The organism is Arenibacterium halophilum (genome assembly GCF_005938225.1).
In the GTDB taxonomy this organism is placed as follows: domain Bacteria; phylum Pseudomonadota; class Alphaproteobacteria; order Rhodobacterales; family Rhodobacteraceae; genus Arenibacterium; species Arenibacterium halophilum.
Genome location: NZ_VCPC01000004.1, coordinates 237,496 through 262,764, shown reverse-complemented (window position 1 = coordinate 262,764; position 25,269 = coordinate 237,496). Strand labels below are relative to the sequence as shown.

Annotated in this window: 23 protein-coding genes; 11 read left to right on the top strand and 12 right to left on the bottom strand. The window is 61.3% G+C overall.

Annotated elements, in window-relative coordinates:
* The first annotated feature begins 149 nt into the window (after window positions 1–149).
* The 3 genes from secA (at window position 150) to FGK64_RS18195 (ending at window position 5,466) form a co-directional block, all read left to right on the top strand.
* Window positions 150–2,840 carry a preprotein translocase subunit SecA gene (gene secA, locus FGK64_RS18205; protein WP_138865275.1) on the top strand — a complete coding sequence of 897 codons (2,691 nt, stop codon included), beginning with the start codon at window positions 150–152 and terminating at the stop codon, window positions 2,838–2,840.
* Between the two features lie 111 nt (window positions 2,841–2,951).
* Window positions 2,952–3,884, top strand: coding sequence for a hypothetical protein (locus FGK64_RS18200; protein WP_138865274.1), 933 nt, complete (start codon window positions 2,952–2,954; stop codon window positions 3,882–3,884).
* A gap of 22 nt (window positions 3,885–3,906) precedes the next feature.
* A complete protein-coding gene (locus tag FGK64_RS18195; RefSeq protein ID WP_138865273.1) occupies window positions 3,907–5,466 on the top strand; it encodes a substrate-binding domain-containing protein in 1,560 nt (519 codons plus the stop codon).
* Window positions 5,467–5,472: 6 nt separating this feature from the next.
* On the opposite strand, the gene radC is transcribed toward FGK64_RS18195, so the two are convergent.
* The 3 genes from radC to dnaK all read right to left on the bottom strand — a co-directional run bounded on the left by radC (window position 5,473) and on the right by dnaK (window position 9,474).
* Complete coding sequence (gene radC, locus FGK64_RS18190; protein ID WP_138865272.1) at window positions 5,473–6,234, bottom strand: RadC family protein; 762 nt, start codon at window positions 6,232–6,234, stop codon at window positions 5,473–5,475.
* A gap of 98 nt (window positions 6,235–6,332) precedes the next feature.
* Window positions 6,333–7,490, bottom strand: coding sequence for a molecular chaperone DnaJ (gene dnaJ / locus FGK64_RS18185; protein WP_138865271.1), 1,158 nt, complete (start codon window positions 7,488–7,490; stop codon window positions 6,333–6,335).
* A 76-nt stretch (window positions 7,491–7,566) separates the two neighbouring features.
* Window positions 7,567–9,474 carry a molecular chaperone DnaK gene (gene dnaK, locus FGK64_RS18180; protein WP_138865270.1) on the bottom strand — a complete coding sequence of 636 codons (1,908 nt, stop codon included), beginning with the start codon at window positions 9,472–9,474 and terminating at the stop codon, window positions 7,567–7,569.
* A gap of 220 nt (window positions 9,475–9,694) precedes the next feature.
* Here dnaK and FGK64_RS18175 point away from each other — a divergent pair, with 220 nt between their 5' ends.
* On the top strand, window positions 9,695–10,291 hold the full coding sequence (locus tag FGK64_RS18175) for an alpha-ketoglutarate-dependent dioxygenase AlkB family protein (protein WP_246057819.1): 597 nt from the start codon (window positions 9,695–9,697) through the stop codon (window positions 10,289–10,291).
* Here the strand turns inward: FGK64_RS18175 and FGK64_RS18170 are convergent, their stop codons facing one another.
* Window positions 10,292–11,113, bottom strand: coding sequence for an ABC transporter permease (locus FGK64_RS18170; protein ID WP_138865268.1), 822 nt, complete (start codon window positions 11,111–11,113; stop codon window positions 10,292–10,294).
* A 121-nt stretch (window positions 11,114–11,234) separates the two neighbouring features.
* On the opposite strand from FGK64_RS18170, the gene cysQ reads away from it, so the two are divergent.
* The 7 genes from cysQ to FGK64_RS18135 all read left to right on the top strand — a co-directional run bounded on the left by cysQ (window position 11,235) and on the right by FGK64_RS18135 (window position 19,314).
* Window positions 11,235–12,032: a 3'(2'),5'-bisphosphate nucleotidase CysQ gene (cysQ, locus tag FGK64_RS18165; protein ID WP_138865485.1), complete on the top strand. Its 798-nt coding sequence runs from the start codon at window positions 11,235–11,237 to the stop codon at window positions 12,030–12,032.
* Window positions 12,032–12,832, top strand: a complete 801-nt coding sequence (locus FGK64_RS18160) for a 3-deoxy-manno-octulosonate cytidylyltransferase (RefSeq protein WP_138865267.1) — start codon at window positions 12,032–12,034, stop codon at window positions 12,830–12,832. Before cysQ ends, FGK64_RS18160 begins: the two co-directional genes overlap by 1 nt.
* Window positions 12,833–13,023: 191 nt before the next feature.
* Window positions 13,024–13,917 carry a UTP--glucose-1-phosphate uridylyltransferase GalU gene (gene galU, locus FGK64_RS18155; protein WP_138865266.1) on the top strand — a complete coding sequence of 298 codons (894 nt, stop codon included), beginning with the start codon at window positions 13,024–13,026 and terminating at the stop codon, window positions 13,915–13,917.
* An 81-nt stretch (window positions 13,918–13,998) separates the two neighbouring features.
* Window positions 13,999–15,057 carry a glycosyltransferase family 2 protein gene (locus tag FGK64_RS18150; RefSeq protein WP_138865265.1) on the top strand — a complete coding sequence of 353 codons (1,059 nt, stop codon included), beginning with the start codon at window positions 13,999–14,001 and terminating at the stop codon, window positions 15,055–15,057.
* A gap of 130 nt (window positions 15,058–15,187) precedes the next feature.
* The gene (locus FGK64_RS18145) at window positions 15,188–16,168 is read left to right on the top strand and encodes a glycosyltransferase family 2 protein (protein WP_138865264.1); all 981 of its coding nucleotides are present in this window, start codon (window positions 15,188–15,190) and stop codon (window positions 16,166–16,168) included.
* Entirely contained in the window at window positions 16,165–17,862 is a 1,698-nt protein-coding gene (locus FGK64_RS18140; protein ID WP_138865263.1) for a DUF5927 domain-containing protein, read from the top strand. Before FGK64_RS18145 ends, FGK64_RS18140 begins: the two co-directional genes overlap by 4 nt.
* Window positions 17,863–19,314 carry a nodulation protein NodH gene (locus FGK64_RS18135; protein ID WP_138865262.1) on the top strand — a complete coding sequence of 484 codons (1,452 nt, stop codon included), beginning with the start codon at window positions 17,863–17,865 and terminating at the stop codon, window positions 19,312–19,314.
* Between the two features lie 12 nt (window positions 19,315–19,326).
* Here the strand turns inward: FGK64_RS18135 and FGK64_RS18130 are convergent, their stop codons facing one another.
* The 8 genes from FGK64_RS18130 to FGK64_RS18095 form a co-directional block, all read right to left on the bottom strand.
* Complete coding sequence (locus tag FGK64_RS18130) at window positions 19,327–19,791, bottom strand: PTS sugar transporter subunit IIA (RefSeq protein ID WP_138865261.1); 465 nt, start codon at window positions 19,789–19,791, stop codon at window positions 19,327–19,329.
* A 40-nt stretch (window positions 19,792–19,831) separates the two neighbouring features.
* Window positions 19,832–20,407 carry a ribosome hibernation-promoting factor, HPF/YfiA family gene (gene hpf, locus FGK64_RS18125; RefSeq protein ID WP_138865260.1) on the bottom strand — a complete coding sequence of 192 codons (576 nt, stop codon included), beginning with the start codon at window positions 20,405–20,407 and terminating at the stop codon, window positions 19,832–19,834.
* A 261-nt stretch (window positions 20,408–20,668) separates the two neighbouring features.
* Window positions 20,669–21,427, bottom strand: coding sequence for an LPS export ABC transporter ATP-binding protein (gene lptB / locus FGK64_RS18120; protein ID WP_138865259.1), 759 nt, complete (start codon window positions 21,425–21,427; stop codon window positions 20,669–20,671).
* Window positions 21,427–21,918, bottom strand: a complete 492-nt coding sequence (locus FGK64_RS18115) for an LptA/OstA family protein (protein WP_138865258.1) — start codon at window positions 21,916–21,918, stop codon at window positions 21,427–21,429. The genes lptB and FGK64_RS18115 overlap by 1 nt, the downstream gene beginning before the upstream one ends.
* A gap of 6 nt (window positions 21,919–21,924) precedes the next feature.
* On the bottom strand, window positions 21,925–22,521 hold the full coding sequence (locus tag FGK64_RS18110; protein WP_138865257.1) for a hypothetical protein: 597 nt from the start codon (window positions 22,519–22,521) through the stop codon (window positions 21,925–21,927).
* A 12-nt stretch (window positions 22,522–22,533) separates the two neighbouring features.
* Window positions 22,534–23,487: a KpsF/GutQ family sugar-phosphate isomerase gene (locus FGK64_RS18105; protein WP_138865256.1), complete on the bottom strand. Its 954-nt coding sequence runs from the start codon at window positions 23,485–23,487 to the stop codon at window positions 22,534–22,536.
* Window positions 23,484–24,098: a ribonuclease D gene (locus FGK64_RS18100; protein ID WP_138865255.1), complete on the bottom strand. Its 615-nt coding sequence runs from the start codon at window positions 24,096–24,098 to the stop codon at window positions 23,484–23,486. The genes FGK64_RS18105 and FGK64_RS18100 overlap by 4 nt, the downstream gene beginning before the upstream one ends.
* Before the next feature lie 102 nt (window positions 24,099–24,200).
* Entirely contained in the window at window positions 24,201–25,232 is a 1,032-nt protein-coding gene (locus FGK64_RS18095; RefSeq protein WP_138865254.1) for a TRAP transporter substrate-binding protein, read from the bottom strand.
* Window positions 25,233–25,269 lie beyond the last annotated feature (37 nt).

Genomic DNA, 25,269 nt, shown 5'->3' with positions numbered 1-25,269 from the left:
ACCGGGCGCGCCGTTGACACTCTAAACCCTGCCCCTTACATCGCGGTGTGGCCTTGGCAGGGCCGTCGTTCACCCCCGTATCTATGGGGAGCGTGACAGGCGGGCAAGCCTGCGACAACCACGAAAACGTCAGATCGGCTGGAGAGAGCATGCTGGGTATCGGAACACTTGCAAAAAAGGTGTTCGGCACACCGAACGACCGAATGATCAAGGCAGTCCGCCCTCTGGTTGCACAGATCAACGATCTGGAAGACGAATTCGCCAAGCTGGACGATGCCGGGCTGAAGGCCAAGACGGAAGAGCTGGCCAAGCGCGCGATGCAGGGCGACAGCCTTGACGATCTGCTGCCTGAGGCTTTTGCCAACTGCCGCGAAGCCGCCAAGCGGGCCCTAGGCCTGCGCGCGTTTGATACGCAGCTGATGGGCGCGATCTTCCTGCACCGCGGCAATATCGCCGAGCAGAAGACGGGTGAAGGCAAGACGCTGACGGCGACCTTCGCCGCCTATCTGAACGCGCTGCCGGGCAAGGGCGTGCATGTGGTAACGGTCAACGAATACCTCGCCCGCCGCGACTCTGAATGGATGGGCAAGGTTTTCGCGGCCTTGGGGCTGTCCAGCGGTGTGATCTATTCCGAGCAGCCGCCCGAAGAAAAGATGGCCGCCTATACCAGCGACATCACCTATGGCACGAACAATGAATTCGGGTTCGATTACCTGCGCGACAACATGAAATCGGATCTGGCGCAGGTGCACCAGAAACAGCATTTCTTTGCCATCGTGGACGAAGTCGACAGCATCCTGATCGACGAGGCGCGGACCCCGCTGGTGATTTCCGGCATGGCGACCGACCGGTCCGATCTGTACCAGGCGATTGACGCTCTGATCCCGTCTCTGACAGAAGAACATTTCACCATCGACGAAAAGTCGCGTCAGGTGACGTTCACCGACGAGGGCAATGAATACCTGGAAGACCAGTTGCACGCGCGCGGTTTCCTCGAAGAAGGCCAGACGCTGTACGATCCCGAAAGCACCACGATCGTTCACCACGTGAACCAGGGTCTGCGGGCGCACAAGCTGTTCCTGAAAGACAAGGATTACATGGTTCGCAACGGCGAGGTCGTGCTGGTTGACGAATTCACGGGCCGCATGATGGCCGGGCGCCGCCTGTCGGACGGGCTGCATCAGGCAATCGAGGCGAAGGAAGGCGTTGATATCAAGCCCGAGAACGTCACGATGGCGTCGATCACCTTCCAGAACTACTTCCGCCTCTATGAAAAGCTGGCCGGGATGACTGGCACCGCCACCACCGAGGCCGAAGAATTCCAGGAAATCTATGGCCTTGGCGTGGTCGAGATTCCGACCAACGTACCGATTGCCCGGGTAGACGAAGACGATCAGGTGTACCGCACCGCGCGCGAGAAATACCTTGCGATGATCGAAGAGGTGAAAGCCGCCCATGCCAAGGGCCAGCCGGTTCTGGTGGGCACCACCTCGATTGAGAAATCGGAAATGCTTAGCCAGATGCTGACCGCCGAAGGCATCGCACATAACGTTCTGAACGCACGCCAGCACGAACAGGAAGCCAATATCGTCGCTGATGCGGGCAAGCTGGGCGCTGTGACCATCGCCACCAACATGGCCGGGCGCGGCACCGACATTCAGCTGGGCGGCAACGTCGAATCCAAGGTGCTCGAGGCGCTGGAAGCGAACCCCGACGCCGACCCGGAACAGGTCCGAAAAGATGAAACCGCGCGCCACGCCGAAGAGAACCGCAAGGTGAAAGAGGCCGGTGGTCTGTGCGTTCTGGCCTCGGAACGGCACGAAAGCCGCCGGATCGACAACCAGCTGCGCGGCCGTTCGGGCCGTCAGGGCGACCCGGGGCGCACGGCGTTCTTCCTCAGCCTCGAAGACGACCTGATGCGCATCTTCGGGTCAGAACGGCTCGACAAGGTGTTGAAAACGCTGGGCCTGAAAGAAGGCGAGGCGATCGTTCACCCTTGGGTCAACAAATCGCTGGAACGCGCGCAGGCGAAGGTTGAAGGCCGCAACTTCGACATCCGCAAGCAGTTGCTGAAATTCGACGACGTGATGAACGACCAGCGCAAGGTGATCTTTGCGCAGCGTCGCGAAATCATGGAAGCAGAGGATCTGGCCGAAATCGCCGCTGACATGCGCCATCAGGTGATCGACGATCTGGTGGACGAACATATTCCGGCAAAATCCTACGCGGAACAGTGGGATACCCACGGGCTGTATGCGCAGGTGATCGAAAAGCTGGGCATGGATGTGCCGGTGATCGATTGGGCCGCCGAGGATGGTGTGGACGACGAAGCGATCCGCGAACGGCTGGTCAAGGCGTCGGACGAACATATGGCCAAGAAGGCCAGCGAGTTCGGCCCCGACAACATGCGCAACATCGAAAAGCAGGTGCTGCTGCAAAGCATCGACAGCAAGTGGCGTGAACACCTGCTGACGCTGGAGCATCTGCGCTCGGTCGTTGGCTTCCGCGGCTATGCGCAGCGCGATCCGCTGAACGAATACAAGAACGAAGGCTTTGCGCTGTTTGAAAACATGCTCGACAGCCTGCGCCTGACCGTCACGCAAACCCTGTCAAGCCTGCGCCTGCCGTCCGAGGACGAACAGCGCAAGATGATGGAAGACTATCTTGCCCAGCAGGGGCAAACGGCCGCCCCCGCGCAGCCCGAGCCTGCACCGACGGGCGAAGCAACAGCGGGGTTCGACGAAAACGACCCCGCAACCTGGGGCAACCCCAGCCGCAACGATCCCTGCCCCTGTGGCAGTGGCAAGAAATTTAAACATTGCCACGGTAAGGTCGCCTGACCTGATGTGACCAGTCAGGGCGTTGCGCCTGAATGACTCCGCATCGCGGCCACACCTTGGCCGCGATTGCCTGCAAGCTCTGGGATGCTCGCCACATCGCCGGAGAATGAGATGCCCAAGACCAGATTGATCGCAACCAGCGTTGCCACGCTTAGCTGCGCGCTGGGCGTCGGGTACTTCATGCAACGTACCGGGGGGCCGGAAACGACTGGCCGGATGGCGGCGTCGGTCATGCTGGCGCCTCAGCCAGCTGTTACGGCGGAACCTCTGGACCTGTCGCAGATCATTCTGGCATCGGCACCTGCTGACATTGCGGCGATGGATGCGGCGGAAGAGCCGATGGTCATCGAGCCTCAACCGCTCGCTCTGCCGGCCGATTGCACTGTCTCTGTGGCGGCTTCTACCGTCGAACCGGCCAGTGTGGCGCTGGACATTGCTGCGCCTTGCAATCGAAACGACAGGATCACCGTGCACCACAGCGGCATGATGTTTACCCTTGCCACGGACACGACCGGCGCGGCGAGCGTGACTGTCCCGGCGCTGAACAGCGATGCGATCTTCATCGTCGAAACCCCGACCGGAGGCGCCGTTGCCTCAGCCGAAGTGCCCAGCCTGAGCGACTATGACCGCGTGGCGCTGCAATGGACCGGCGAGACCGGGCTTCAAATTCACGCCCGCGAATACGAGGCAGACTACGGATCGGGCCGCCATGTCTGGACCGGGCACGCCGAGTCTGACGGCCCGGTTGGGGGCAGCGTTGTGCGGCTGGGCGATCCCGACACGCTGAACCCGCGGCTGGCCGAGGTGTATACCTTCCCCGCCTCACGCGCGGTCGAGTCGGGCACAGTTGCGCTGACCGTCGAAGCCGAAGTGACAGAGGCGAACTGCGGTCGCGATATCGCCGCGCAATCGATCACACCGCGTGGCGCGGAGTCGGCCCCGCGCACCCGCGATCTGGTTCTTTCGGTTCCCGATTGTGACGCAAAGGGCGACTTTCTGGTGTTGAATAATCTGCTGGATGATCTGAAGATCGCCGCGAACTGACCTGATACGGTACGGCATCACCATGATCTGGCATCGTGCGGCGATATTCGCCGCACTTTTTCTGTTTCTTTTCGGGCCGCTGGCCCGCGCGCAGGACATCACGCTGACTTCGCGTGACGGTGCGGTGGAAATCACCGGGACCCTGCTGGGCTATGACGGCGAATTCTATCGCGTCGAGACCAAATTCGGAGAGCTGACGCTGGACGGGTCGGGCGTGCTGTGCGACGGGCCAGGCTGCCCCAGCCTGTCTGATTTCGTGGCCGAGATCGACTTTTCCGGGTCCTCCACCATCGCGCGCGTGTTGATGCCCGCGCTGGTCGAAGGCTTCGCGCTGCGCAATGGATATGATACCCGCGCCAGTCAGACCGACGAGTCGCACCAGTTGATCGAGTTGATTGACCGGACCACCCAAGACCCGCGCGCGCGACTGCGTTTTCGCGTGACCAATACCGACGAAGGCTTTGCCGATCTCTTGGCCAACGAGGCCGATATTGCGATGGCCTTGCGTGAAATCCGCCCGACCGAACTGTTGCTCGCGAAAGAGGCCGGGCTTACTGGCCCCGATGGCACAATTCCGCATCGGGTCTTGGCGCTGGACGCGGTGGTGCCGATCGTTGCGCCTGATAATCCTGTCCGGCGGATTTCGGCGGCAGATCTTGCGCGCGTTTATTCGGGTGACCTGACGAACTGGGCAGAGGTTGGCGGACCGGATGCGCCGATTTCCGTGCACATGCCAGCCCAAGGATCGGGCCTGTCGCAGGCGGTCGAAGACTATGTGCTGGCGCCCGGCGGGCTTGCTTTGGCCGAAACAATACAGCGGCATCGGTTGAATGCCGATATGGTGCGGGCCGTCACGCGCGATCCCTTCGGCATTGGCGTGGCCAGCTTTGCCGAAACCGGAGATGCGCGGGTGTTGCCTTTGTCGGGTGGCTGCGGCTTTGCGATTTCGCCCAGCCGTCGCAGCATCAAGACCGAAGATTACCCCCTGACGTCGCCCGTGTTTCTGTACCTGCCGGCCCGGCGGTTGCCAAAGGAAGGGCGTGAATTCCTGAAATATCTGCGCGGCCCGATGGCGCAGAACGTGATCCGGCGCGCGGGATTCGTCGATCAGGCCCCCGAAGAGATGCCGATAGATGCGCAGGGCGCGCGATTTGCCCATGCGATTTTGGCGGCGGGGCAGGAAACGACGCTGGATGACCTGCGCGAGATGACAGCCTTTCTGGCACCCTTGCGGCGATTGTCGCTGTCGTTCCGGTTCGAACCGGGTTCGTCGCGGCCGGATGCGCAATCGCGGGCCAATGTAGAGTATTTGGCCGATCTGTTGGAAACCGGCGCCGTCGGCGCCCGGCGATTGGTGTTTGTCGGGTTCAGCGATGGTGACGGTGCGGCCGCTTCGAACCGGCGCATCGCTGCCGCCCGCGCCCGGCATGTGCGCGACGCGGTGCGAGAGATGGCCGGCGCCATGGGCGACACCGCGCCCGCCCTGGAAACCGAAGCCTTTGGCGAGGCGCTGCCGATGGCCTGCGACGACAGCGAATGGGGCCGCAAGATCAATCGCCGTGTCGAAGTATGGGTCGAATAGGGCGGGCTAAATCAATCCCTCCGAGCGAAAGCTGAGTTCGCGGGATTTCCCGATAATCAGGTGATCGTGCAGCGTCAGCCCCAGCGCAGTACAGGCCGCCTGTACCTGCGCGGTCATGGCGATATCGGCCTCTGACGGGGTTGGATCGCCCGAGGGGTGGTTGTGCACGAGAATAATGGCGCAGGCGTTCAGTTCCAGCGCGCGTTTTGCCACCTCGCGTGGGTAGACTGGCACGTGATCCACTGTGCCTTTGGCTTGCTCTTCATCCGCGATCAGCACGTTCTTGCGGTCAAGGAACAGCACGCGAAACTCTTCCGTTTCGCGATGCGCCATGGTGGTGTGGCAATAATCCAGAACGGCATCCCAACTGGAAATCACATGCTGTTTCAGCACGCGGGATCGCGCCATGCGATGTGTTGCGGCCTCGACGATCTTAAGGTCAACAATTGTCTGATCGCCAATTCCGTTAATCTTGGCAAGACGCTCGGGCGACGCTGTCAGCACGCGATTAAAATCGCCGAATTCGTCCAGCAGGTTGCGCGCCAGCGGCTTGACGTCCCGGCGCGGGATCGAGCGGAACAGCACCAGCTCCAGAAGTTCATAATCGGGGATGGCCTTGGCCCCGCCGGCCATGAAGCGCGCCCGAAGCCGGGCGCGATGATCCGTGATATATGAGGGCAAAGGCCCGGTCCCGACAGGACTAGCGGGGGCTTCGTCGCTTTCAAACAGCGACCCCATCGATTCGTGAAAAGAGCGATCCGTAGACATGGGCCCAGCGTCGGCCAGATTGGTGAATTATGGGTTAATTCAGCACTGATCGCCCGTGAATTCCGGCGGGCCATGCAGCGGCCCGCCAGCAAGTGTTTTCAACCCTTCATGCCGTCCCAGAAGGATTTCACGGACGAGAAAAAGGACTTGGATTCCGGGTTGTTATCTTCGCCCAGGTCCTCGAATTCCTTCAAGAGCTCTTTTTGTCGGCTTGACAGGTTTACCGGCGTTTCAACGGCCAGCTCGATATACATATCGCCATTGCCGGTGCCGCGCAGAGGAGGCATACCTTTACCCCGCAGACGCATCTGACGACCAGACTGGCTGCCAGCAGGAATCTGCACACGCCCGCGCCCGCCATCTATCGTAGGAACTTCGATCGCGCCGCCCAGCGCGGCTTTGGCCATGCTGACAGGCACGCGGCAATACAGGTTTACGCCGTCACGCTCGAACAGGTCATGCGGCCCGACCTCGACAAAGATGTACAGATCGCCCGGTGGGCCACCGCGCATACCGGCTTCGCCTTCGCCGGCCAGGCGAATGCGCGTTCCGGTTTCCACCCCGGCAGGGATGTTCACGTTCAAAGCACGGTTCTTTTCGACCCGGCCTTGGCCGCCGCAGGATTTGCAGGGGTTCTTGATGATCTGCCCAAGCCCCGAACAGGTGGGGCAGGTCCGCTCGACGGTAAAGAAACCTTGCTGTGCCCGCACCTTACCCATGCCAGAACAGGTGGGGCATGTCGTCGGCTCGGCCCCGCCTTCGGCGCCCGACCCGTTGCAGGACGAACAGGCCACAGCAGTGGGCACGTTGATGGTTTTCTGCATCCCGGAGAAGGCTTCGTCGAGCGAGATGCGTAGGTTGTAGCGCAGGTCGGCGCCACGCGCGGCGCGTCGTCCGCCGCCTCCGCCACCTTGGCGGCCGCCCATGAAATCGCCGAACAGATCGTCGAAGACATCCGAGAAGGCGGACGAGAAATCGCCGCCGCCATATCCCTGACCGGGACGGGCACCACCGCCGCCACCCATGCCTCCGTCGAACGCCGCATGACCAAAGCGGTCATAGGCCGCCTTTTTTTCGGCGTCCTTCAGGACTTCGTAGGCGGCATTGGCTTCCTTGAACTGTGCCTCTGCTTCGGGATTGTCGGCGTTGCGGTCGGGATGAAGTTCCTTGGCCTTCTTGCGATAGGCTTTCTTGATTTCATCTGCCGAGGCGGATTTGGCAACGCCAAGCACATCATAGAAGTCACGCTTTGACATCGTTTTACCTCTCTCCCGGAACACATTGGGCCGACCCACACCGGGCCGGCCCAAAAATGGCTCCGGTTTTTAAGCCTTACGCACGCTTGTTGTCATCCAGATCTTCGAAATCCGCATCCACGATGTCGTCGTCGGATCCACCCATGTCGGCGCCTTTGGGCTCGTCTTCGCCCTCGTCCTGGCTGGCCTTATAGATGGCTTCGCCCAGCTTCATCGCCGCTTCGGTGACGTTCTGGATGCCCGACTTGATCTTGTCGGCATTCTCGGTTTCCAGCTCGTCCTTCAGCGCGGCGATTGCCAGTTCGATGGCTTCGATCGTCGTCGGATCGACCTTGTCGGAATGCTCTTCCATCGACTTTTCGGTCGAATGGATCAGGCTTTCGGCTTGGTTCTTCGCATCCACAAGCTCGCGCCGTGCCTTGTCGGACTCGGCGTTTTCTTCGGCGTCCTTGACCATGCGTTCGATATCATCGTCCGACAGACCGCCCGACGCCTGGATCGTGATCTTCTGTTCCTTGCCAGTGCCCTTGTCCTTGGCGCTGACCGACACGATGCCGTTGGCGTCAATGTCGAACGTCACTTCGATCTGCGGCATCCCGCGCGGGGCCGGGGGGATGTTTTCAAGGTTGAACTGGCCGAGGATCTTGTTGTCGGCGGCCATTTCGCGTTCACCCTGGAACACCCGGATGGTCACGGCGCTTTGGTGGTCTTCCGCGGTCGAGAAGATCTGCGACTTCTTGGTCGGGATCGTGGTGTTGCGGTCGATCAGTCGGGTGAACACGCCACCCAGCGTTTCGATACCAAGGCTCAGCGGCGTCACGTCGAGCAGAACGACGTCTTTCACGTCGCCTTGCAGAACGCCGGCCTGAATCGCGGCACCCATGGCGACCACCTCATCGGGGTTGACGCCCTTGTGCGGCTCTTTCCCGAAGAACTTGGTCACCTCTTCGACGACCTTCGGCATACGGGTCATCCCGCCGACCAGCACGACTTCGTCGATGTCCGAGGCTGAGATACCGGCATCCTTCAGCGCGGCCTGGCAGGGTTTCAGCGATGCCTTGATAAGGTCGCCCACCAGGCTTTCCAGCTTGGCGCGGGTCAGCTTCATCACCATGTGCAGCGGCTGCCCGTTCGACCCCATCGAGATGAACGGCTGGTTGATTTCGGTCTGGCTCGAGCTCGACAGTTCGATCTTAGCCTTTTCAGCAGCTTCTTTCAGACGCTGAAGCGCCATCTTGTCCTTGGTCAGGTCGACCTGGTGCTCTTTCTTGAACTCGTCCGCCAGGTAGTTGACGATCCGCATGTCGAAATCTTCACCACCCAGGAAGGTGTCGCCATTGGTCGACTTCACCTCGAACAGGCCATCGTCGATTTCAAGGATGGTCACGTCGAACGTCCCGCCGCCAAGGTCATAAACGGCGATGGTCTGCGTGTTTTCCTTGTCGAGACCATAGGCCAGCGCGGCGGCGGTCGGTTCGTTGATGATGCGCAGCACTTCCAGACCGGCGATCTTGCCGGCGTCCTTGGTGGCTTGGCGCTGGGCGTCGTTGAAGTAGGCCGGAACGGTAATCACGGCCTGGGTCACTTCCTCGCCCAGATAGCTTTCGGCGGTTTCCTTCATCTTGCCCAGGATGAACGCGGAAATCTGCGAGGGGCTGTATTTTTCGCCCTTGGCTTCGACCCATGCGTCACCGTTGCCGCCGTCGATCACGTTGAACGGCAGGTTTTTCTTGTCCTTGGCAAGATCGGCGTCGTCGTTGCGGCGGCCGATCAGCCGCTTGACACCGAAAATCGTGTTGTCGGGGTTAGTGACGGCCTGGCGTTTGGCCGGCTGCCCGACAAGGCGCTCGTCATCCGTGAAGGCGACAATCGACGGAGTCGTGCGCGCCCCTTCCGAGTTTTCGATCACGCGGGGTTGGCTGCCGTCCATGATGGCGATGCAGCTGTTGGTGGTCCCGAGGTCGATCCCGATTACTTTACCCATGTTTGATCCCTTCTGTACGTTAAGGCGATAACCCGAGGCATGAACCCGTTACGGCATCCCTGCCCCGATTGCTCTGCAGGCTCAGGCTGGGCCTGTTCCTGCGTCTCGGCGTATATAGGGAGCGGAAAATCGGCCTGCAACCATTCCTGCGTGCGGTGGGCAGAGAAACGGCTCGGATTTTAGGCAACTGGTTGAACAAGGGCACAATCGACCCATGAACATGCTGACGATCAGAGGCGTTCACGTGTTTCGCGGCTATCTGGATGGGGAACAGCAGCGCGCCATATTGAACGCCGTGCGCGAGATTGCGCGCGCCGCGCCGCCGTTCACGCCGGTCACCGCGCGGGGGCGGCCGATGTCGGTTCAGATGACGGCGGCGGGGCGGTTCGGCTGGTATTCCGACCGGCGCGGCTATCGCTATGTTCCCCACCACCCCTCTGGCACCGACTGGCCCCCGATCCCGCCAGAGATCATGGCGATATGGGAGGATCTGGCCGATTGTCCGCGCGCGCCCGAATGCTGTCTTGTCAATTTCTACGGCGAAGGCGCGCGAATGGGGCTGCATCAAGACAAGGACGAAGCCAGTTTCGACCACCCCGTTGTTTCCGTTTCGCTGGGCGATGATGGCCTGTTCCGCATCGGGAATGTGGAACGTGGCGGCGGCACCGAATCGATTTGGCTGAATTCCGGCGATGTGGTGGTACTGGGCGGCGCGGCGCGGCTGGTGCATCACGGGGTGGACCGTATCCGGTTCGGGTCCTCCCAGTTGTTGTCGAATGGCGGGCGGCTGAACCTGACGCTGCGGGTGGTGACGTAACTACCGGCGGGCGCCCCAGCTGCGCGAGGCATGGCGGCGGGTATAGAATTCGCCCATCAGACCCACCATCGTCAGCGCCATGCCAACCCACAGCGCATAGGGCCAGTGGGAAAAATGCGGGTTGTAGTTGACAAAGACGAACCCGCGCGACTGGTCGATGGTGTGAAACAGCGGGTTCCAGTCAAAGATTGGCAGCATGAACCCCGGCAGCGAATTCGCCAGAAACATCTTGCCCGAGGCGATCATGTTGGCGCGCTGATAGATGGTCGACGCGACGCCTGTCGCCGCCGGGGCCCAGGGTTTCAACGCCATGAAACACAGCCCGACCGCGCAGCCGGTGAACCAGCTGAGCAGCACCATTCCCATGGCGGCGGCGGGTTGGTCTATGGTGATCGGCGTGACCGCGACGTGATAGCCGAACAGGATCACGAACATCGTCAGCACCTGAATATACAGCACGCCCAGCGCGGCCGAAGATATTGTGATCGCCGTATTCAGCGGCGCGTGTTGCAACATTCCGCTGGTCGGCCCCTCGGCCCCGGCGACGGCGCCAACCGCCTTGACGTGGCACATGAACAGAAAGATGCCTGACATCACATAGAGCAGGAAATCACCCCGCACGGCCGAGCTGCGCATTTTCAGCACGGTGAACATGATGTAGAAAACCAGAACGAAAACAATGACCTGAAGCATGTTCAGGCCAATCGCGATCAGTGCATTGTTGTGTTTTGATCGGACGCTGCGCACCACCGAATGATAGATCAGTTCAAGCGTGACAAGCGCGCTGGAAAAAGCCGAGCGTTTGACGCGGTGCTTGAACATGGCGGCGGATTTCCTGTTGCTCTGCCGGGTGTGCGACGGACTTCTTGCTGTTCCGATGCAGGCGCAGCATAAGTGGCGGAAGGTAAAAATTCAACAAATCGAACCGCGTGGAGCGAATTACGTGAATTATGAAACATTGATTCCACTCATCCGAAAACTGGCCATCGAGGCTGGCGAGAAGATCATGGAAATTTATGACGGCGATGATTTCGAGGTGAAGGCCAAGTCGGACGACAGCCCGGTGACGGCCGCGGACGAAGCGGCGGATGCGCTGATCTCGGCGGGGCTGCGTGCGGAACTGCCCGACGTGATGCTGGTGACCGAAGAGCAGGCCGACAGCCACGCGGCCAAGGGCGATACATTTCTGATCGTCGATCCGCTGGACGGGACCAAGGAATTCATCAACCGGCGCGGCGACTTCACGGTGAACATCGCCTATGTCGAAAACGGCGTGCCCACGCGCGGCGTGGTCTATGCGCCGGCGAAGAAGCGGATGTTCTACACCCACCCCTCGGGGCAGTCGGTCGAGGAAATTGGCAGCTTTGATCCGGAAACGCCGGGCGAGCTGCGTGAAATCCATGTGTCCAAGCCGGACAATGGCGCGCTGATGGTGGTGGCCTCGAAGTCGCACCGCGATCAGGCGACGGACGATTACATCGGCAAATACGATGTGAAAGACATGAAAAGCGCCGGGTCGTCGCTGAAATTCTGCCTTGTCGCCACGGGCGAGGCCGATCTGTATCCGCGCGTCGGGCGTACGATGGAATGGGACACGGCCGCAGGCCATGCGGTTCTGGCCGGTGCGGGCGGCAAGGTAGTGCGCTTCGACAACCACAAGCCGCTGACCTACGGCAAGGAGGATTTCGCCAATCCGTTCTTCATCGCCTACGCGCCTGGCGTCGAGCTGAAAGACGCGTGATGTCGGTTCTTGTCGTCATCCCGGCCCGCTATGCCTCGACCCGCTATCCCGGCAAACCGCTTGTGCCGCTGACCGGCGCGGGTGGTGACCGGCGCACGCTGATCGAACGGTCTTGGCGTGCGGCCATGCAGGTGCAAGGCGTCGACCGCGTTGTCGTGGCTACGGATGACGACCGGATTCGCGAGGCCGCAGAGGCCTTCGGCGCAGAGGTGGTGATGACCTCGACCGACTGCGCCAATGGCACCGAACGTTGCGCCGAGGCGCACGCCGCGCTGGGCGGCGGGTTCGACATCGTGGTGAATCTGCAAGGCGATGCGCCGCTGACTCCGCACTGGTTTGTCGAGGATCTCGTTCAAGGTTTGCGTGACAATCCGGATGCCGACATCGCCACGCCGGTGCTGCGTTGTAGCGGCGGGATGCTGGCTGACCTGCTGGAAGATCGCAAAAACGACCGTGTTGGCGGCACAACGGCTGTTTTTTCAGCAGATCGGCAGGCGCTGTATTTCTCGAAAGAGGTTATCCCCTTCACCGCGAAATCCTATGGAACCGATGAGCCAAGCCCGGTGTTCCATCACGTTGGCGTTTACGCCTATCGCCCCAGACCTTTGGGGGAATATGCAACCTGGTCGGTCGGCCCGCTTGAAACCCTGGAAGGGCTCGAGCAGTTGCGGTTCCTCGAAAACGGCCGGCGGGTGTTGTGTGTCGAGGTGGAAGCGCGCGGTCGGCAGTTCTGGGAGTTGAACAATCCAGAAGACGTGCCGAAGCTGGAGAAAATGATGGCCCAGATGGGTCTGGAATGATCGGAGTTGCTATGTCAGACTATTGTGATCGAAATTTGAACAAATTTAGTAGCGATGGTCCGACCGAACGTTACAGATCATGACGAATCTTAGGCTCGGAAAAGCCGGTCGCAAAGTTGAAACGAGAGACGTGTATAAAGCCGGTCGGCCCTGAATAGCCAGTAACGGTGTCACCAAGATTGAGGACAGTAATGCGTAGAAAAGTCACCAAAGCGATTTTCCCGGTCGCGGGGCTCGGGACCCGGTTTCTTCCGGCCACGAAATCGGTGCCGAAGGAAATCATGACGCTGGTGGACCGTCCGTTGGTTCAATACGCCATCGACGAGGCCCGCGCGGCCGGCATCAAGGAATTCATTTTTGTCACCTCGCGCGGGAAGAGTGCGCTTGAAGACTATTTCGACCATTCGCCGGTGCTTGAGCAGGAGCTGCGCAAGAAGGGCAAGGATGACCTGCTGGAAATCCTCAAGGACACCAACATGGACAGCGGCGCCATCGCCTATATCCGCCAGCATAAGGCGCTGGGGCTGGGCCATGCCGTGTGGTGCGCGCGCCGTCTGATCGGCAATGAACCCTTTGCGGTGATGCTGCCCGACGATGTGATCGCCGCCGAAACGCCCTGTCTGCAACAGATGGTCGAGGCCTATGCCGAAACCGGCGGCAACATGGTCGCCGCGATGGAGGTTCCGCCGGAACGTGCCTCGGCCTATGGTGTGCTGGACGTGCAGGAAGACATGGGGTCCATCGTGCAGGTCAAAGGCATGGTCGAAAAGCCCAAGGCGAATGAGGCCCCGTCGAACCTGGCTGTGATTGGCCGCTATATCCTGTCGCCCTCGGTTCTGACCAACCTGAACAAGATGAAATCGGGCGCGGGCGGTGAAATCCAGCTGACCGATGCCATCGCTGCCGACATCGGAACCGACAGCACGGTTTACGGCTATCGTTTCCGCGGCCAGCGGTTCGATTGCGGGTCCAAGGCCGGGTTCCTTCAAGCGACCGTGGCCTTTGCGCTGGCCCGCGACGATCTGCGCGACGACCTGAGCCGCTATCTGCGCGATGTGGTGCAGCAGGACAAGGCGGCCGAATAGGCGCTGACGCGCACCGATCTAGGTGTTACGAAAAGACGGCCCGCAACGCGTGGGCCGTCTTTTTCTTTGAAAGCGGGGCAGATGGCACTGGGGCGCCACCACGTCGGGCTGTTGGGCAGGTATTTTTTGCACCTGAAGCGGCAGCGGCTGGTTTGGCGATCGTTTCGTAGCCGCCACCGGCTGGTCTGCGTCGCCGACCGGACCGGGGAAATCAGGCGGGAAGATATCCTTGCCGTCGTCGTGTTGCGCAACGAAGCGCGGCGCTTGCCCTACTTCCTGAACCACTACCGCGCGCTGGGCGTCGCGCATTTCCTCGTGGTCGACAACGCCAGCACCGACGCTACCGCCTCCTTGCTGGCCGATCAGCCAGATGTATCGCTCTGGCGAACTTCGGCCAGCTATCGCGCAGCGCGGTTCGGGCTGGATTGGGCCAACTGGCTGCTGATGCGATACGGGCATGGGCACTGGTGCCTGACGGTGGATGCGGACGAACTGCTGGTGTTCGCGGGTCACGATACGCGCGGGCTTCCCGGGCTGACCGCCGATCTGGACGCACGCGGGCAGCAGGCCTTTGGTGCACTGATGCTGGACATGTACCCGGAACAGGCGCTTGGTACAGGCGCGGCAGATGCCGACCCGATTCAGGCGGCGCCATGGTTTGACCCGGGCCCTTACGACGCGCGGCGGCAGGCGCCGATGAACAACCTGTGGGTGCAGGGCGGCGTGCGGCGACGGGTATTCTTCTCTGACACGCCTGAAAGTGCGCCGACGTTGAACAAACTGCCACTCGTGCGCTGGAACCGGCGCTGGGCCTATGTGAATTCAACCCATGCGCTGCTGCCCTCGCGCCTGAATATGGCTTATGACGGCCCCGACGATACCCGCCCCAGTGGTGTGTTGCTGCACAGCAAATTTTTGCCCGAGGTCGTGGACAAATCGGCTGAGGACATGTCTCGCCAGCAGCATTTCCACGATCCCGATGCCTATCGGGACTATTACGCGCAGATCGCGACGCGGCCGGTGCTGTGGTCGCCGCAATCGGTGCGCTACGAGGGCTGGCAACAACTGGTCGCGCTTGGCCTGATGTCGCCCGATGCCGGCGCGGACTCGGACGACGAACAAGGCTCTTGTAACGAATAATAAATTATTCGAGTCTCAACTCAGCGGCGGCGCCAATAGCCGCCGATTGAAAAGGGCCGGATGGCGGCGCCTGCGCGGGCGGCGTCAGCAAGGTTGGGCAGAGAACGTGAGCCTTTGGGAGTCTTACAAGATGCGGATCCGGCGTCGTCGCCGGCTCATCCGTGCTGCCCGAAAATCGTTCGAATTGCGCAGAATCCGCAACAACACCAGCGCCATTCGTCCGCGTGACGTGCTGCTGGTGGCGACGATGCGCAACGAATGCGTGCGGCTGCCGTTCTTCCTGAAATACTATCGCGACCATGGCGTGTCGCACTTCCTGATCATCGATAACGGCAGTTCCGACGATACGGTCAGCTATCTGTCGGACCAGCCCGATGTGTCATTGTGGAGCACGCAGGCAGGCTACAAGGCGTCGCATTTCGGGATCGACTGGGTGAACTGGCTGTGCCGCCGCTATGCGCACGGCCATTGGACGGTGGTTGTCGACCCGGATGAATTCCTTGTCTACCCGTTCTGCGATACCCGCCCGATCCCGGCGCTGACCGACTGGCTTGACAGTTCAGGCATCCGGTCGTTCAGCGCGATGCTGCTGGATGTCTACCCCAAGGGGCCGATCAACCAGCATGTCTATCGCGCGGGGGACAATCCGCTGGACGTGTCGTCGTGGTTCGATCCGGGCAACTACTCGATCAAGCGCAACTGGGAATACGGCAACCTGTGGATTCAGGGCGGGCCGCGCGCGCGGATCTTCTTTGCCGACCGCCCCGAACAGGCCCCCGCGTTGAACAAGATCCCGCTGGTGAAATGGCACCGCAAATATGTCTACGTCAGCTCGACCCATATGCTGCTGCCGCGCGGGCTGAACCAGGTCTACGACGAATGGGGCGGTGAAAAAGCCTCGGGTGTGCTGCTGCACGCCAAGTTCCTGAACACCTTTGGCGACAAGGCCCGCGAAGAGCTGGAGCGCGGCCAGCATTATGCAGGATCGGCCGAATATCGCGCATATGCAGAACAGGGCGCGCAGGAACTGTGGTGCAAGTGGAGCGAGAAATACATCAACTGGCGCCAGCTTGAGATTCTGGGCCTGATGTCGAAGGGCAACTGGGCATGACTGTCGGAATCATCATGCTTGTGCATACCGCGCTGGATCGCGCGGCACAGGTCGCGCAGCATTGGACGGCGGCGGGCTGCCCCGTGGTTCTGCATGTCGACACCAAGGTGTCGAAGCCGCGCTATGATGCCTTTGTAGAGACGCTTTCCAGCGATCCGCTGATCCGGTTCAGCCGCCGCCATCACTGTGAATGGGGCACGTGGAGCATCGTTGCCGCCTCGCAATCTGCGGCCGAGCGGATGCTGGCCGAATTCGATCAGGTGCTCCATGTCTACCTGACCTCGGGGTCATGTTTGCCGCTGCGCCCGGTGCAGGAACTGGTGGATTACCTTGCCGCGCGTCCGCGCACCGATTTCATCGAAAGCGCGACAACCGCCGATGTGCCTTGGACGGTGGGCGGGCTGGATCATGAACGATTCACCCTTCGCTTTCCGTTCTCGTGGAAACGGCACCGTTACCTGTTCGACAAATGGGTCGACGTGCAACGCCGGTTTGGGTTGAAACGGGCGATCCCGCACGGGTTAGTGCCGCATATGGGCAGCCAGTGGTGGTGCCTGACACGCCAGACGATCTCGGCCATCCTGCAAGACCCGGATCGCGATATGCACGACCGGTACTTCCGGCGGGTGTGGATTCCGGACGAAAGCTATTACCAGACTCTGGCGCGGAAATATTCGGTCAACATCGAAAGCCGGTCGCTGACGCTGTCGAAGTTCGATCATCAAGGCAAACCGCATGTTTTCTATGACGATCACCTGCAACTGCTGCGGCGGTCGGATTGCTTTGTCGCGCGCAAGATCTGGCCGCGTGCGGATCGGCTCTACCGTGCCTTCCTGACCGATGCAGACACGGCGATGAACCGGACGGAACCGAACCCCGGCAAGATCGACCGCATCTTTGCCAAGGCTGTCGAACGACGCACGCGCGGGCGCGCGGGGCTGTACATGCAAAGCCGCTTTCCCCGGCTGGGCCATGAAAACGGCATCACCTCGAACCCCTATTCGATGTTTCAGGGCTTTGCCGAGTTGTTCGAGGATTTCGAGCCCTGGCTGACCCGCGCGACCGGCACCCGGGTGCATGGTCATCTCTTTGCTCCGGACCGCGCCGAATTTGCGGGAAATCAGACTCTGAACAACGGCGCGCTGACCGACAGCGCGAGGTTGCGCGATTATGCGGCGGAGAGTTTTCTGACCAACTTTCTGTGGAACACGCGGGGCGAACGACAGTGTTTCCAGTTCGGCCCCGGCGACAACCAGCAGGTAAACTGGCTGATCGCACGCGATCCGAATGCGCAGGTGTCGGTGATCTCGGGCGCGTGGGCGGTGCCGCTGTTCCGCGCCAACCTTGATTTCACCGAGGTCCGGCAAGAAGCCGCGCGCCTCCAGCGGATCGAAAGCGAGCATTTGGCGATCCTGCGCTCGGCCCATGCCAAGGCGCGAATACGCATCTGGACGATGGCCGAATTTATCGAGGCCCCGATGGAGCCCTTGCAGGAGATCGTTGATGAAATTGGCTCGGTCCACAGTCGGCGGCTGGCCGAAGTGCCGAAGATGGCCGATCTGGACGGGTTCGGGCGATTTCTGCAGAATCTGAAAAACCAGGGGATGCATCCCTATCTGATGGGCGATTTCCCCGTCGATCAAACACCGCCGCAGCTGCGCAAACCGCCCCGCAAACCCTATTTGGTGCGATAGATGCCCTCTGATTTCGACTATTTCATCGTTCTGGCCGAAATGCGGACAGGCTCCAACTTTCTGGAAATCAACCTGAATGCATTTGAAGGCGTCGCCTGCCATGGCGAGGCGTTCAACCCGCATTTCATCGGCTATCCCAACCGCGATCAGCTGCTGGGGCTGACGCAGGCGCAGCGCGATGCTGACCCGATGGCGCTGGTTCAGGCCATCCGCGCGGCCCCCGGGTTGAACGGCTTTCGGTTCTTTCATTCACACGATCCCCGCGTGATAGAGCCTGTTTTGGATGATCCGCGCTGCGCCAAGATCGTGCTGACCCGCAATCCGCTTGACAGCTATGTCAGCTGGAAAATCGCCCGTGCCACGAACCAGTGGAAACTGACCGATGTGAAGCGCCGCAAACAGGCGCTGGCTGACTTCGACGCCGAGGAATTCGCCGCCCATGTGGCCGAGCTGCAAGCGTTTCAGTTGCGGATTTTGAATCGCATGCAAACCTCGGGGCAGGTGGCGTTTTATGTCGGATACGAAGATCTGCAGGATCTGGCCGTGATGAACGGCTTGGCCCGCTGGCTGGGGGTATCGACGCAGCTAGAGGCGCTGGATGACAGCCTGAAGCCGCAAAACCCCGGTGCAGTCTTTGATAAAGTGGCGAATCCCGAGGTGATGGAACAGGCAATGGCCGATCTGGACCGGTTCAACCTGACACGCACGCCAAACTTTGAACCTCGGCGCGGCGGCGCGGTGCCCAGCTATTACGGCGGGGTGAAAACGCCGCTGCTCTATCTGCCGATTCACGGCGGCCCTGTGGACCGGGTGGCGCAATGGTTGGCGGCGTTGGATGGAGTCGCGGTCGACGCGCTGCATCACAAGATGAACCAGAAAGCGCTGCGCCAATGGAAACGCAAAGCGGGGCAGCACAGGTCGTTCACAGTATTGCGCCACCCGGCCGATCGAATTCACGACGTATTCTGTCAGCGTATCCTGAACACCGGTCCGGGCAGCTTTGTCGCGATCCGAGAGACGTTGATGAAACAGTTCAAGTTGCCGCTGCCTGCGGGTGCGCCCGGAGCCGACTACACCACCGCGCAACATCACGATGCGTTCGAGGGATTTCTGGCTTTCATCAAGGCCAATCTGGCCGGGCAGACCGCGATTCGCGTGGATGCCGCCTGGTGTAGCCAGTCACAGGCATTGGCGGGGTTTGGCGATGTGGTGCTGCCCGATCATGTGCTGCGAGAGGACGAGTTGCCCGTGATGCTTCCACAGCTGGCGCGTCAGGTGGGGCACAACGCTCCGCCCGAGTTGCCTGCGCCCAAGGCATCGGGGCCGTTCACCCTGTCAGATATTCACGACGCGGGGCTGGAGGCGCTCATTCAGGACATCTATCAGCGCGATTACCGGATGTTCGGATTCCCTGACTGGCCAGGCCCGCCAGATCGGAACAATTCAAATTAAAGCGAAGGTGGTTCAGGCCGCTTGAACCGAGCTTCCGGTGGTCAAGAGAGCGTATAGCTTGCTGGCTTCGGGGTTGGCCCGCAATTTCGAGCAAAGCGAGGGCTCGCGCAGGGTGCGCGACACCAGCGCCAGTGCCTTCAGGTGTTCAACACCCGAATCTTCCGGCGCGAAAAGGGCAAAGGATATATCCACGGGCTGGCGATCCACCGAATTGAAATCCAACGGCTTTTCCAGCATCAGGAACACGCCGACCACCTTGTGAAGCGTAGGCAGTCGGGCATGGGGCAGCGCAACGCCGTGGCCCACACCGGTGGGGCCCAGCGCCTCGCGTTCCAGCAACGCTTCGACCGTGTTCGCCGCGTCAAGCCCATAGCATGACGCGGCAACGTCACCGATTTCCTGGAACAGGCGCTTCTTGCTGGACGCAGATGCAAAGACCTTCACGGCCTCAAGTCTCAGGATGCTGGACAGCTCCATAAACACATTGCTCCAACAAGAATTCGCGCCCGTGGCGGTTTTATTCCAGGCTGCTCGGGTCGATCCAGCCGATGTTTCCATCATCCCGGCGGTAGACCACGTTCAACCCGCTTTTGCCTTCATTCCGAAAAATCAGCACAGGGGCACCGGCCAATTCCATCTGCATCACGGCTTCGCCGACCGACAGAGATGGTATCTGCGTCTCCATTTCAGCAACGATGATGGGCTGAAGGGATTCGGGCTCGGCGTCGTCTGACTGCTCTTCCGACGCGAGGATATAAGAGGAGGCGCCGAAAAGTTCAACCGGTTCGGCCCGGTCGCGGTGGTGGTCTTTCAACCGGCGTTTGTAGCGGCGCAACTGCTTGTCCATCTTTTCGGCGCAGGCCTCGAATGCCGCATAGATTTCAACGGCATGGGCCTTGGCCGAGGCATTCAGCCCGGTGGACAGGTGGATGGTGGCTTCGCATACGTATTCATGGGCGGAGCGTGAAAAGATCACGTTGGCGTCGGTAGGTCGGCCGGCGTATTTGCCGCAGATTTCGTTCAGCTCGGTCTGGACATGGCTCTGCAGGGCTTCGCCGATGTCGATCTGCTTTCCGCTGATTTGGTAACGCATTTGAGCTCCTTCACTATTGCATCCGCATGACGCCGCCCGAAGGGGCGGTTGGTATTGCCGTCATGTCTGGATGATGGGGGCGACAGTCGCGCGCGAAAATAAGGGGCCGGGCCATCCACGGAAGGCCACGTAAACCCCTGCATCACAGCGCGTTATCACCATACCCATGATTTGGTCATTGCCACGGGCCGGAGTCAACGAAAAGCGGCTGCGACTTATTGTGATGGGGGCGTCGCTTGACGGCGGCGGGCCGCCCACAGGTCAGGAAATACGAAAGTTCTCGCCCAGATAAACGCGGCGGACGTTTTCGTTTTCCACCACATCCGCGGGCGTGCCCGACATCAGAACCTGGCCGTCGTGCAGGATGTAGGCCCGGTCGACGATTTCCAGCGTTTCGCGCACGTTGTGATCGGTTATCAGAACACCGATGCCACGCTTTTTCAGGTCCGACACAAGGTGACGGATGTCGTTGACCGAAATCGGATCGACCCCGGCAAAGGGTTCATCCAGCAGCAGGTATTTCGGCTCGGCCGCAAGGCAGCGCGCGATTTCCACGCGCCGTCTTTCGCCGCCCGATAGGGCCAGCGCTGGGGCGCGGCGCAGATGCTCGATCGAGAAATCCGAGAGCAGATCCTCAAGCCGTTCGCGACGTTTGTGCGGATCGTCGTGAGTGATGTCGAGTACGGCGGAAATGTTGTCTTCGACGCTGAGGCCCCGAAAGATCGACATTTCCTGCGGCAGATAGCCGATGCCCAGCCGCGCGCGGCGGTACATGGGCAGGTTGGTGACGTTCTGGCCGTCGATTGCGACGGTCCCGGCCTCGGGGAAAACCAGCCCGGCGATGGCGTAGAAGGACGTAGTCTTGCCCGACCCGTTCGGACCCAGCAGCGCCACGACTTCTCCGCGCTGCAAGGTCATCGACACGTCGCGGATCACCAGCTTCTTGCGGTAGGATTTGCGCAATTTCTCGATGCGCAGGCCAGACGACCCGGTGGTGACTGTCAGCAATGGGGAGGGCATCAGTTCTGGCCGTCCGCATTCAGGATCGTTTTGACGCGGCCATTCATCTGTGCGGTGCCCTGGGTCAGGTTCACCGTCATCCTGTCAGACGTCAGCGCGTTGGCGCCCTGGGTCAGCAGTACATCACCCGACATCACGATCACGCCGGTGTCGATGCTGTAATCGGCGCGCTCGGCCTCGGCGGCGTCGGGGCCGTTCACCAGCGTCACGCCGCCGGTCGCCTCCATCCGCTGGATGTTGCGGCTGTCCTGACTATAGATCACCAAAACCCGCGGCGCGCTGAGGCGCATTTCGCCCTGGCCGATCAGTACGTTGCCGGTGAATTCCGCCGATCCATCTTCCTGATTCACATCAAGCTGATCAGCTGTTACTTCGACGGGCAGCGTCGGATCGGCTTTGATCGCGCCAAAGGCAACATTGGTCTGCGCGGCAAGGGGGGCAGCCCCGAGCGACAAAAGAATGCTCAAAAGAGTGGCGCGAAGCGGCAGCAAAATTCGTTATTCCGTTTTTTTCGGTTGATATACCAGCTTTACCCGCTTTGTGAAAAGCATATGCAATGGGCCATCGCCATTTTTTGCGCCAAATTGCATCTGACCGGCGGTAATATCACCAAAGGGGCCGGTGCCTGTGACCTCTCCGGGAGTGTCGCCGCTGACGCCCTCCAGCGCAGTGTTCAGAACGTCTGTGTGCACGACAAGCCCCGTCGAGGTTGAAATTCGGACATCGCCGGAAAACCTAGCGGTGTCGGCCCCCATGTCCACTGTCGCGGTGTCGGAATCCAATGTCACCTGCTGACCATCGGCACGAGTCAGCCGGGCGCTGACATCGGTGGCCTGCGCGGGTGCGCCCGCGCCACCGGGGCGGGCCCGGGTGGCAGAGACGACGATTTCATCGCCACTGGCGGTATTGCCGGAAAAGAACGGCGCAGTGATTTGCTGATCGCGGGTGCGTTCGTGGATGTCGCTTTCGGCGAAGGGGATCACGGCGTCGATCTCGCTGCCGCGCGAGATCAGGAACAGCGTCGCAAGGATTGCCAGCGCCAGAAGCGGCAGCAATACCTTGAAAATCGCGACCATGCGGGAATAGAAATCCACCGCGCCCCCCGCCTAGCCCAGCCCGACGCGCAGGCAGTCGTGAATGTGCAACAACCCCAGCGCGGGGCCGCTGCCCTCGGTCACGAAAAGGCTGGTGATCTTCTTGCGGTTCATGATCGCGGCGCCTTCCTCGGCCAGCGCATCGGGGCGGATCGTCATCGGGGTGCGGGTCATGATATCGCCCGCCGTCTTGTCGAGCAGCCCGGCAATGTTGCGGCGCACGTCCCCGTCGGTGATGATCCCGACCAGCGCGCCATCGGCATCGGAGACGCCAACAAGCCCAAAGGATTTGCTGCTGATCTCGGCCAGCGCCTCGGCCATCGGCGTGCCGGGCGCGACCATCGGGATATCGCTTGCCAAATGCATCAGGTCGCGCACCTTGGTCAGCTGGGCGCCCAGCTTGCCGCCGGGGTGGAACTGGCGGAAATGGTCGGGCGTGAACTGGCGATGTTCCATCAGCGCCACGGCCAGCGCATCGCCCAGCGCCAAAGTCATCGTTGTTGACGATGTGGGGACAATCCCCGTGCCGCAGGCCTCTTCCGCGCGCGGCAGAACCAATGCCACGTCCGATTGCTTCAGCAGAGTTGATTCGGGGCGGCTGGCGACGCCGATCAGGGGGATCGTAAACCGGCGGGTATAGGCGATCAGATCGGCCAGCTCGGGCGTTTCGCCGGAATTCGACAGCACCAGCGCCACGTCGCCCTGCGCCATCATGCCAAGGTCGCCGTGGCTGGCCTCGGCCGGGTGCACGAAATGCGCGGGTGTGCCGGTGCTGGCAAAGGTCGCCGCGATCTTGCGCGCGATATGGCCCGATTTGCCCATGCCCGACACGATGACGCGCCCCGTGGCGTTCAGCAGCAGGCCGATGGCGGCGTCAAAGCTGTCGTCCAGACCCTGTTCCAGCAGGTCCAGCGCCTGCGCCTCGCAGCGGATCACCCGCCGGGCGGTATCCTGAAAGCGGGTCATGCGTGGGCGAAGATGTCGATTTCGGGCCAGCCAGCCAGATCAAGCTGCGCGCGGGCGGGCAGGAAGTCGAAACAGGATTGCGCCAGTTCGGTCCGGCCCTCGCGCGCCAGCCGCTCGTTCAGCCTGTCGCGCAGTTGGTGCAGGTGCAGCACGTCTGACGCGGCATACTCCAGCTGCGCCTCGGTCAGCGTTTCCGCGCCCCAATCGCTCATCTGCTGGTGCTTGGAAATGTCGAGCCCCAGCAGTTCCTGCGTCAGGTTCTTCAGCCCGTGCCGGTCGGTATAGGTGCGTACAAGGCGGCTGGCGATCTTGGTGCAATATACCGGCGCCGCCAGCGCGCCAAAGGCGTTGAACATGGCGGCAATATCGAAGCGCCCGAAATGGAACAGCTTCAGCGTATCGGGGTCGGTCAGCATGGCGCAGAGGTTCGGCGCGCTGGTCTGGCCCTTGGCGATCTGGATGATATGCGCGTTGCCGTCGCCATCCGACAGCTGCACCACGCACAGCCGGTCGCGGTGCGGGTTCAGCCCCATGGTTTCACAGTCGATGGCCACCACGGGGCCCAGCTTCAGCCCATCGGGCAGGTCGTTCTGATACAGGTGATTGGCCACGACAGGCTCCTCGCGGTTGCGTTGGCGCCCAGATAGGCCCTTTGCCGCGATAACTCAACTGTGGCAGGTTCGCGCCCCCGGGTGCAGGGGCGCGAACAGCCTTTATCCGCCGTGCTTGGCAATCAGCGCGCGGGCTTCGTCGATCAGGGCGCGCCCGTCGATGCCTTTCGTTTCCATATCCGCGATCCAGCGATCCACCACTGGCTGCGACTTGGCCTTCCATCGGTCAATTTCCACCGCATCCAGCTGAACGAACTTGGTGCCGTTGCTTTCGGCCAGATCGCGCCCGGGTTTGTCGCGTTCAAACATCACCTGCGCCGCGAATTCCGAAAGCTTCTGGCCCGATTCCGCATCAAGGATCGCGCGCAGGTCATCGGGCAGCGCGTCATAAGCCGCGCGGTTCATCACCGTGACGATGGTCGCGGTATACAGCGCCTCTTTCGAATTGGTGAATTCCACCGCGTTGTTCACCAGTTCCGACAGCTTGATCGCGGGTGTCACCTCCCACGGGATCACGGTGCCGTCGATCACGCCCTTTGACAGCGCCTCGGGGATCGCGGGCAGCGGCATCCCGACCGGAGTCGCCCCCAGCTCGTTCAGCATATCGGTGATCACCCGCGTCGGGCCGCGCATCTTCAGCCCTTCGATATCGTCAAGCGAGGTGACCGGGTTGCGCGTATGCACCACGCCCGGGCCGTGCACCCAGGCGCCCAGCACCTTTACATCGGCGTATTCCCCGGCCTGAAGATCGGTTTCGACCATCTCCATGAACGCCTTCGACGTGGCGATCGGGTCGGTCATCATGAAGGGCAGTTCAAACACCTCGGTCTTGGGGAATCGCCCGGGGGTATAGCCGACCACTGTCATGATGATGTCGGCGGACCCGTCGATGGCCTGGTCCATCAGGCTGGGCGGGGTGCCGCCCAGCGCCATGGCATCGAAATGGTCGATCTTGATGCGCCCTCCCGAGGCGGCCTCGACCTTCTCGGCCCAGGGTTTCAGGATCAGCTTGGGCACCGTTGCCGGGGCCGGCAGAAACTGGTGCAGCTTCAGCGTGACCTCTTGCGCGGCCAGCGGCAGCGGCGCCAGCAACAGCCCGGCCAGCGCGCCTTTCAACAGGTTGCGTTTGAACATGGTTTCCTCCCAGAAATGCGCGGATCGGCGCCCCGCG

What these genes read in the sequence shown, in the direction of transcription:
- secA (WP_138865275.1), top strand. Translation starts at nt 150, where the DNA reads ATGCTGGGTATCGGAACACTTGCAAAAAAGGTGTTCGGCACACCGAAC.
- FGK64_RS18200 (WP_138865274.1), top strand. Translation starts at nt 2,952, where the DNA reads ATGCCCAAGACCAGATTGATCGCAACCAGCGTTGCCACGCTTAGCTGC.
- FGK64_RS18195 (WP_138865273.1), top strand. Translation starts at nt 3,907, where the DNA reads ATGATCTGGCATCGTGCGGCGATATTCGCCGCACTTTTTCTGTTTCTT.
- radC (WP_138865272.1), bottom strand. Translation starts at nt 6,234, where the DNA reads ATGTCTACGGATCGCTCTTTTCACGAATCGATGGGGTCGCTGTTTGAA.
- dnaJ (WP_138865271.1), bottom strand. Translation starts at nt 7,490, where the DNA reads ATGTCAAAGCGTGACTTCTATGATGTGCTTGGCGTTGCCAAATCCGCC.
- dnaK (WP_138865270.1), bottom strand. Translation starts at nt 9,474, where the DNA reads ATGGGTAAAGTAATCGGGATCGACCTCGGGACCACCAACAGCTGCATC.
- FGK64_RS18175 (WP_246057819.1), top strand. Translation starts at nt 9,695, where the DNA reads ATGCTGACGATCAGAGGCGTTCACGTGTTTCGCGGCTATCTGGATGGG.
- FGK64_RS18170 (WP_138865268.1), bottom strand. Translation starts at nt 11,113, where the DNA reads ATGTTCAAGCACCGCGTCAAACGCTCGGCTTTTTCCAGCGCGCTTGTC.
- FGK64_RS18160 (WP_138865267.1), top strand. Translation starts at nt 12,032, where the DNA reads ATGTCGGTTCTTGTCGTCATCCCGGCCCGCTATGCCTCGACCCGCTAT.
- galU (WP_138865266.1), top strand. Translation starts at nt 13,024, where the DNA reads ATGCGTAGAAAAGTCACCAAAGCGATTTTCCCGGTCGCGGGGCTCGGG.
- FGK64_RS18150 (WP_138865265.1), top strand. Translation starts at nt 13,999, where the DNA reads ATGGCACTGGGGCGCCACCACGTCGGGCTGTTGGGCAGGTATTTTTTG.
- FGK64_RS18145 (WP_138865264.1), top strand. Translation starts at nt 15,188, where the DNA reads ATGCGGATCCGGCGTCGTCGCCGGCTCATCCGTGCTGCCCGAAAATCG.
- FGK64_RS18140 (WP_138865263.1), top strand. Translation starts at nt 16,165, where the DNA reads ATGACTGTCGGAATCATCATGCTTGTGCATACCGCGCTGGATCGCGCG.
- FGK64_RS18135 (WP_138865262.1), top strand. Translation starts at nt 17,863, where the DNA reads ATGCCCTCTGATTTCGACTATTTCATCGTTCTGGCCGAAATGCGGACA.
- FGK64_RS18130 (WP_138865261.1), bottom strand. Translation starts at nt 19,791, where the DNA reads ATGGAGCTGTCCAGCATCCTGAGACTTGAGGCCGTGAAGGTCTTTGCA.
- hpf (WP_138865260.1), bottom strand. Translation starts at nt 20,407, where the DNA reads ATGCGTTACCAAATCAGCGGAAAGCAGATCGACATCGGCGAAGCCCTG.
- lptB (WP_138865259.1), bottom strand. Translation starts at nt 21,427, where the DNA reads ATGCCCTCCCCATTGCTGACAGTCACCACCGGGTCGTCTGGCCTGCGC.
- FGK64_RS18105 (WP_138865256.1), bottom strand. Translation starts at nt 23,487, where the DNA reads ATGACCCGCTTTCAGGATACCGCCCGGCGGGTGATCCGCTGCGAGGCG.
- FGK64_RS18095 (WP_138865254.1), bottom strand. Translation starts at nt 25,232, where the DNA reads ATGTTCAAACGCAACCTGTTGAAAGGCGCGCTGGCCGGGCTGTTGCTG.